The organism is uncultured Jannaschia sp. (assembly GCF_947503795.1).
GTDB lineage: Bacteria > Pseudomonadota > Alphaproteobacteria > Rhodobacterales > Rhodobacteraceae > Jannaschia.
In genome coordinates, this window is sequence record NZ_CANNEZ010000001.1 from 102,939 (window position 1) to 110,000 (window position 7,062).

Annotated in this window: 6 protein-coding genes (1 of these 6 cut by a window edge); all 6 read left to right on the forward strand. The window is 67.7% G+C overall.

All coding sequences use genetic code 11. The features are described 5' to 3' along the window. Positions 1-120: 120 nt before the first annotated feature. The gene (clpB, locus tag Q0833_RS00550) at positions 121-2,736 is read left to right on the forward strand and encodes an ATP-dependent chaperone ClpB (RefSeq protein WP_298429060.1); all 2,616 of its coding nucleotides are present in this window, start codon (positions 121-123) and stop codon (positions 2,734-2,736) included. A gap of 110 nt (positions 2,737-2,846) precedes the next feature. Continuing rightward, positions 2,847-3,584, forward strand: coding sequence for a M48 family metallopeptidase (locus Q0833_RS00555; protein WP_298429063.1), 738 nt, complete (start codon positions 2,847-2,849; stop codon positions 3,582-3,584). A gap of 197 nt (positions 3,585-3,781) precedes the next feature. Then, on the forward strand, positions 3,782-4,267 hold the full coding sequence (locus tag Q0833_RS00560; protein WP_298429066.1) for a fasciclin domain-containing protein: 486 nt from the start codon (positions 3,782-3,784) through the stop codon (positions 4,265-4,267). Between the two features lie 125 nt (positions 4,268-4,392). Continuing rightward, positions 4,393-5,898: an FMN-binding glutamate synthase family protein gene (locus tag Q0833_RS00565; RefSeq protein ID WP_298429068.1), complete on the forward strand. Its 1,506-nt coding sequence runs from the start codon at positions 4,393-4,395 to the stop codon at positions 5,896-5,898. 116 nt (positions 5,899-6,014) lie between these two features. Continuing rightward, positions 6,015-6,911, forward strand: a complete 897-nt coding sequence (gene msrP / locus Q0833_RS00570) for a protein-methionine-sulfoxide reductase catalytic subunit MsrP (RefSeq protein ID WP_298429071.1) — start codon at positions 6,015-6,017, stop codon at positions 6,909-6,911. A gap of 77 nt (positions 6,912-6,988) precedes the next feature. After that, positions 6,989-7,062, forward strand: the start of a protein-coding gene (locus Q0833_RS00575; protein ID WP_298429074.1) for a sulfite oxidase heme-binding subunit YedZ. It continues 460 nt past the right edge of the window; the window shows 74 of its 534 coding nt (coding positions 1-74); its start codon is at positions 6,989-6,991; its stop codon lies off the right edge, out of view.

A 7,062-nucleotide genomic window follows, 5' to 3' on the forward strand; every position in this document is an offset into this window, starting at 1 on the left:
TCCGGCGCATGGGTTGCAGATCGGCAACAGTGCTCCCATCTCCATCGCGTGAGGTCCGCGACTTGGCCGTGCCCATTCGGGGCGGCCGCCGGCGGACGCTTTGACGCAAGGAGACGGGTCATGAACCTGGAGACGTTTACCGAACGCGCACGCGGCTTCCTGCAGGCCGCCCAGACGATCGCCACGCGCGAGGGGCATCAGCAACTGGTGCCGGAGCATCTGCTCAAGGCGATCATGGATGATGAACAGGGCATGGCCGCCAACCTGATCGCCGCTGCGGGCGGTGCGCCGGATCGCGTGCGGCGGGCCGTGGATGGGGCCGTCGCCAAGCTGCCGAAGGTGTCGGGCGATGCCGGACAGGTCTATCTGTCGCGCGACCTGACGAAGGTCCTCGATGAGGCGGAGAGCGTGGCCAAGAAGGCCGGCGACAGCTTCGTGCCGGTCGAGCGGGTGCTGATGGCGCTGGCGATGGTGAAGTCGCGGGCCAAGGACGCGCTGGACGCGGGCGCGGTGAACGCCCAGGCGCTGAACGCCGCGATCAACGATGTGCGCAAGGGGCGGACGGCGGATTCCGCATCCGCCGAGGACAGCTACGACGCGCTGAACAAATATGCCCGCGACCTGACCGAGGCGGCGCGCGAAGGCAAGATCGACCCCATCATCGGGCGCGACGAGGAGATCCGGCGCGCGATGCAGGTTCTGAGCCGTCGCACCAAGAACAACCCCGTCCTGATCGGCGAGCCGGGCGTCGGAAAGACCGCCATCGCCGAGGGTCTGGCCCTGCGGATCGTGGACGGCGACGTGCCCGAGAGCCTGCGCAACAAGAAGCTGATGGCGCTGGACATGGGTGCGCTGATCGCGGGCGCGAAATATCGCGGCGAGTTCGAGGAGCGGCTCAAGGCCGTGCTGAACGAAGTGACCGCCGCGGCGGGCGAAGTGATCCTGTTCATCGACGAGATGCACACCCTGGTCGGCGCGGGCAAGGCCGATGGCGCGATGGATGCCGCGAACCTCATCAAGCCGGCGCTGGCACGGGGCGAGCTGCATTGCGTCGGCGCCACGACGCTCGACGAGTACCGCAAGTATGTCGAGAAGGACGCGGCCCTGGCCCGGCGGTTCCAACCGCTCATGGTCGAGGAACCGACGGTCGCGGACACGATCTCGATCCTGCGGGGCATCAAGGAGAAGTATGAGTTGCACCACGGGGTGCGCATCAGCGACAGCGCGCTGGTCGCGGCGGCGAACCTGTCGAACCGCTACATCACCGACCGCTTCCTTCCGGACAAGGCGATCGACCTGATGGACGAGGCGGCGAGCCGTCTGCGGATGGAGGTCGACTCCAAGCCCGAGGAGCTGGACGCGCTGGACCGCGACATCCTGCAAAAGCAGATCGAGGTCGAGGCGCTGCGCCTCGAGGACGATGCGGCATCGAAGGATCGGCTGGTGACGCTCGAGAAGGAGTTGGCCGAGGTGCAGCAGCAGTCGGCCGAACTGACCGCGCAATGGCAGTCCGAGCGCGACAAGCTCGATTCCGCGCGTGACCTGAAGGAGCGGCTGGACCACCTGCGGGTCGAGCTGGATCAGGCCAAGCGGGACGGCAATTTCGCGCGGGCCGGCGAGCTGCAATACGGCACCATCCCGGAGCTGGAAAAGCAACTGGGTGATGCCGAAGAGGGCGAGAACGACCTGATGGTCGAGGAAGCCGTGCGCCCCGAGCAGATCGCGAGTGTCGTCGAGCGCTGGACCGGCGTGCCGGTGTCCAAGATGCTGGAAGGCGAGCGCGAGAAGCTTCTGCGGATGGAGGATGAACTGGGCCGCCGGGTCATCGGCCAGCGTCCGGCCGTCACCGCGGTGGCGAACGCCGTGCGCCGGGCGCGCGCGGGGCTGAACGACGAGGCACGGCCGCTGGGCTCGTTCCTGATGCTCGGGCCGACCGGCGTGGGCAAGACGGAGCTGACCAAGGCGCTGGCCGAGTTCCTGTTCGACGATGACGGGGCGATGGTGCGCATCGACATGAGCGAGTTCATGGAGAAACACGCCGTCAGCCGACTGATCGGCGCGCCGCCGGGCTATGTCGGCTACGACGAGGGCGGCGTGCTGACCGAGGCGGTGCGGCGCCGGCCCTATCAGGTCGTGCTGTTCGACGAGGTCGAGAAGGCGCATCCGGACGTGTTCAACGTGCTGCTTCAGGTGCTGGACGACGGTGTGCTGACCGACGGTCAGGGCCGGACGGTCGACTTCAAGCAGACGCTGATCATCCTGACGTCGAACCTCGGGGCGCAGGCCCTGAGCCAGTTGCCGGACGGGGCCGACGCCTCGGACGCGAAGCGGGACGTGATGGACGCGGTACGGGCGCATTTCCGGCCGGAGTTCCTGAACCGTCTGGACGAGACGATCATCTTCGATCGGCTGGCCCGGTCGGACATGGACGGGATCGTGGACATCCAGATCGCACGGCTGGCCGAGCGGCTGGCGGGGCGGAAGATCCGGCTGGAGCTGGACGATGCGGCGCGGAGCTGGCTGGCCGAGGAAGGCTACGACCCGGTGTTCGGGGCGCGGCCACTGAAGCGCGTGATCCAGCGTTCGCTGCAGAACCCGCTGGCGGAGATGATCCTCGCCGGCGAGATCGGGGACGACGCGGTCGTTCCGGTCAGCGCCTCGGCCGATGGGCTGAGGATCGGCGACCGGGTCGCGACCTCGGACCGGCAGCCGCCCGAGGACGCGGTGGTCCACTGACGCCCCAATCTGCGGCAAACCCTGTCGATTCAGAACGTGTGGAGGGCGGCCCGACGGGTCGCCCTTTTCGCTGCGCGGAACGCGGGGCGGGTCCGGCGGGTTGCGGGTGCATGTGCGATCTCTGCCTCTCCCGCCGCCGCTTCCTGACCGTGATGCCCCTCGCCGCGACCGTCTCGGCCTGCGACGTCTCGCTCGTCTCGGATGCGGAGGCCGAGCGGATGGGGCTGGCGGCGTGGCGGGACATGACGGCGCAGAAGCCGCTCTCGTCAAATGCTGAATACGCGGAGGTCGTGGGTCGGGTGGCCGGGCGGCTGCTGCGCGCGGCGGGCCATGCACCGGGCGAGTGGGAATTCGCCGTCTTCGCCGACCGGAGCGCGAACGCCTTCGCCCTGCCGGGCCGCAAGATCGGCATCCACGAAGGGATGATGCGGCTGACGGCGACCGAGGACCAGCTCGCCGCCGTGATCGGTCACGAGATCGGCCACATCGACGCCGAGCATTCGAAGGAGCGGATGAGCGCGCAGGCCGCGAGCGGCTGGGGCGTGCGCGTGGTCGCGTGGCTGCTGAACTGGGGCGAGATCGAATATGCCGAGGAGATCGCGGCGGCGCTGGGCCTCGGGGTCGAGGTCGGCATCCTGCGCCCCTATGGTCGCGAGCAGGAAGAAGAGGCCGACGCGCTGGGGGTCCGTTCGATGGTCGAGGCCGATTTCGACCCGCGAGGCGCCATCGAGCTTTGGCGGCGGATGGAGGCGGCCCAAGGCGCGCGGGGTCCCGAATTCCTGTCGACCCATCCCGCACCCCGAAGTCGGATCCGGAACCTCGAAGCGGTGATCGACAGCCTCGCCTGAGCGGCCGCGGATCACGTTTTCGTCACCCGCCGTGGCCTTGAACGGCCCGGCGTGGCGCGGCTAAGGCGCGGGCACGATCACGTCAATGCGGCCGCGCGCAGCATCGGCGGAAAGCCCCCCGCGAGCGGGCCCCTATCTGTCTCTCGCCGGCCCCGTGATCGGGGCGGTCCCCTGCAAACGAGACCTGGAGAGACCCCATGATCCGCAAGACCCTGACGGCCCTTCTCGCCACCGCCGCGCTGTCCGCGCCGGCGCTGGCCGACGCCCATGCCAAGACGATCGTCGAGACTGCGACCGAGGCTGGCAGCTTCACCACCCTGCTCGCCGCCGCCGAGGCCGCGGGCCTCGTCGAGACGCTGTCGGGCGAAGGCCCGTTCACCGTATTCGCCCCGACCGACGAGGCGTTCGCTGCCCTGCCCGAAGGCACGCTCGAGACGCTGCTCCTGCCCGAGAACAAACAGCAGCTTGCCGATATCCTGCTCTATCACGTCGTGCCGGGGAAGGTGATGTCCACCGACCTGACCGACGACATGCAGGCCGATACGGCGCTGGACGGCCAGTCCCTGACGATCGATCTCGATGACGGCGTGACGGTCAACGACGCGACCGTCGTGACGGCCGACATCGAAGCCACGAACGGCGTGATCCACGTGATCGACGGCGTGATCCTGCCCGCGAGCTGATCCGCACCCGGACGAACCTTCGCGGGGCGGTCCTTCACGGGGCCGCCCCGTCTTCGTGATCGGGGGACGGGTTGCGATGCGGGGACGCGGGCCGCAAGGTGCCGCCGTCACGGAGGAGCCGCGCGATGATCGACTGGACCGCATGGGTGTTGGAGGTTCTGGCCCTGAGCTTCGTGTTCCTCGTCGGGCTCGGCGTGTTGATTGCAGCCGTCCTCTTCGTGATCGACCGCACCCAGACCGAGGACGCGATCCGGCGGAACTACCCAGTGATCGGCCGCTTCCGGCATCTGTTCACCGAGCTGGGCGAGTTTTTCCGGCAGTATTTCTTCGCGATGGATCGCGAAGAGCTGCCCTTCAATCGCGCGCAGCGGGACTGGATCAAGCGCGCGGGCGAGGGGATGCCGAACACGGTGGCCTTCGGCTCGACGCGGGACATCCGCGTCGCGGGCACGCCGCTCTTCGTGAACGCGGCCTTCCCGCCGCTCGATCAGCAGGCCGCCAAGACAGAACCGATGGTGATCGGGGCGGGGACGCCCAATCCCTATGTCGCGCGGTCGATCTTCAACCTCTCGGGCATGAGCTATGGCGCGATCTCGAAGCCCGCGGTGCAGGCGCTGTCGCGGGGCTGCGCCGAGGCGGACATCTGGATGAACACCGGCGAAGGCGGGTTGTCGGAGTATCATCTCGAGGGCGGCTGCGACCTTGTCTACCAGATCGGGACGGCGAAGTTCGGCGTCCGCGATATCGAGGGCAGCCTCTCGGAGGAAAAGCTGCGCGAGATGGCGGCCATCCCGCAGGTGAAGATGTTCGAGCTGAAGCTGGCGCAGGGTGCGAAGCCCGGCAAGGGCGGCATCCTTCCGGCCGCCAAGGTCACACCCGAGATCGCCAAGATCCGTGGGCTCGAGCCGGGGCAGGCCGGGATCAGCCCCAACCGCCATGCCGAGGCGTCTAACGTGGACGAGCTGCTCGACCTGATCGGACGGCTGCGCGAGGTGTCGGGCAAACCTGTGGGCATCAAGACAGTGGGCGGCGCCGAGGAGAGCTTCGTCGAGCTGTTCGACCGGATCGTCGCGCGCGGGGCCGAGTGCGCGCCGGATTTCATCACGCTCGACGGCGGCGAGGGCGGCACGGGTGCCGCACCCATGCCGCTGATCGACCTCGTGGGCATGTCGATCCGCGAGGCGCTGCCGATGGTCAGCGGCCTGCGCGACGCGGCCGGGCTGAAGGATCGGATCCGGCTGGTGGCGAGCGGCAAGCTGGTCAACCCGGGCGACATCGCATGGGCGCTGGCCGCGGGCGCGGATTTCGTCGTCAGCGCGCGGGGCTTCATGTTCGCGCTGGGCTGCATCCAGGCGCTGAAATGCAACAAGAACACCTGCCCGACGGGCATCACCACCCATGACCCGAGGTTCCAGAAGGGCCTCGTGGCCGAGGAGAAGTGGGCGCGCGTCGCCGCCTACGCCACGGGCATCGTCAAGGAAGTCGAGATAATCGCCCATTCCGTCGGCGTCACCGAACCGCGACAGATGCGGCGGCGGCACGTGCGGATCGTCCAGCCCGACGGCACATCGATCCCGATGCACATCCTGCACCCGCGCGGACCCGCCGAAGCGCGGATGGCTGCCGAATAGGAACAAATCCGCGGCTACATCCTTACTTCTTCGTGAGGTGCGCTAGTTAGTGCGACGCGCCCGCGCCCGATAGGGTAACGAAGGGCAACCGATACGACCGACAGCCGGAGGCCCCGATGTTCAAGTCCGACCTGACCCGCGCCGATGTGACCCCGAAGGGAATTTGGCTGAACCGCCGCAAGCTGATTGCTGCGATGGGGGCGGGATCGGTGGCCAGCGGGCTGGGGGTCGCGGCGCGTGCGCAGGAGGCGCTGGAGCCCAACACCTGGGAAGAGATCACCACCTATAACAATTTCTACGAGTTCGGCCTTGGCAAGGAAGATCCCGCCAAGCACGCCGGTGCGATGGTTACCGAGCCGTGGACCGTGGCGGTTGACGGCCTGGTGGACAATCCCGGCGAATACGATCTCGCCGACCTGATCGGCGACATCCCGACCGAGGAGCGGATCTACCGGTTCCGCTGCGTCGAGGCATGGTCGATGGTGATCCCTTGGAACGGGTTCGAGCTGAACAAGCTTCTGACGAAGGTCGGGGTGCAGTCCGGCGCGACGCATGTCCTTTTCGAGACCGCCGTCCTGCCCGAGGTGATGCCTGGCGTGAACGTACCGATCCTCGACTGGCCCTATACCGAGGGGCTGCGGCTGGACGAGGCGATGCACCCGCTGACGATGATGGCGACGGGCCTCTATGGCGAGCCGTTGCCCAACCAGAACGGCGCGCCGATGCGGCTGGTCGTGCCGTGGAAATACGGCTTCAAGTCGATCAAGTCGATCGTCCGGATCAGCCTAATCGATGAAGAGCCGCTGAACACGTGGCAGCAAAGCGCGCCGAAGGAATACGGCTTCTACGCCAACGTGAACCCGGATGTGGACCATCCACGCTGGTCGCAGGCGAGCGAGCGGGTGATCGGCAGCGGGCTGTTTGCCAAGCGGGTCGATACGCTGCCGTTCAACGGCTATGCCGACGAGGTGGCGTCCCTCTACGAGGGCATGGACCTGTCGGTGAAGTTCTGAACCTCGCGGCGCGTATCGGTCCGCCGATCAGTTCGGTCGTTCGGAAGATCCCGACCTGGCCCGTCTATCTTCTGGGTATGGTACCGGGTGCGCTTCTGGTCTGGTCGCTGTTCACCGGTGGGCTGGGCGTCGACCCTGTCAAGGCCATCGA

What these genes read in the sequence shown, in the direction of transcription:
- clpB (WP_298429060.1), top strand. Translation starts at nt 121, where the DNA reads ATGAACCTGGAGACGTTTACCGAACGCGCACGCGGCTTCCTGCAGGCC.
- Q0833_RS00555 (WP_298429063.1), top strand. Translation starts at nt 2,847, where the DNA reads ATGTGCGATCTCTGCCTCTCCCGCCGCCGCTTCCTGACCGTGATGCCC.
- Q0833_RS00560 (WP_298429066.1), top strand. Translation starts at nt 3,782, where the DNA reads ATGATCCGCAAGACCCTGACGGCCCTTCTCGCCACCGCCGCGCTGTCC.
- Q0833_RS00565 (WP_298429068.1), top strand. Translation starts at nt 4,393, where the DNA reads ATGATCGACTGGACCGCATGGGTGTTGGAGGTTCTGGCCCTGAGCTTC.
- msrP (WP_298429071.1), top strand. Translation starts at nt 6,015, where the DNA reads ATGTTCAAGTCCGACCTGACCCGCGCCGATGTGACCCCGAAGGGAATT.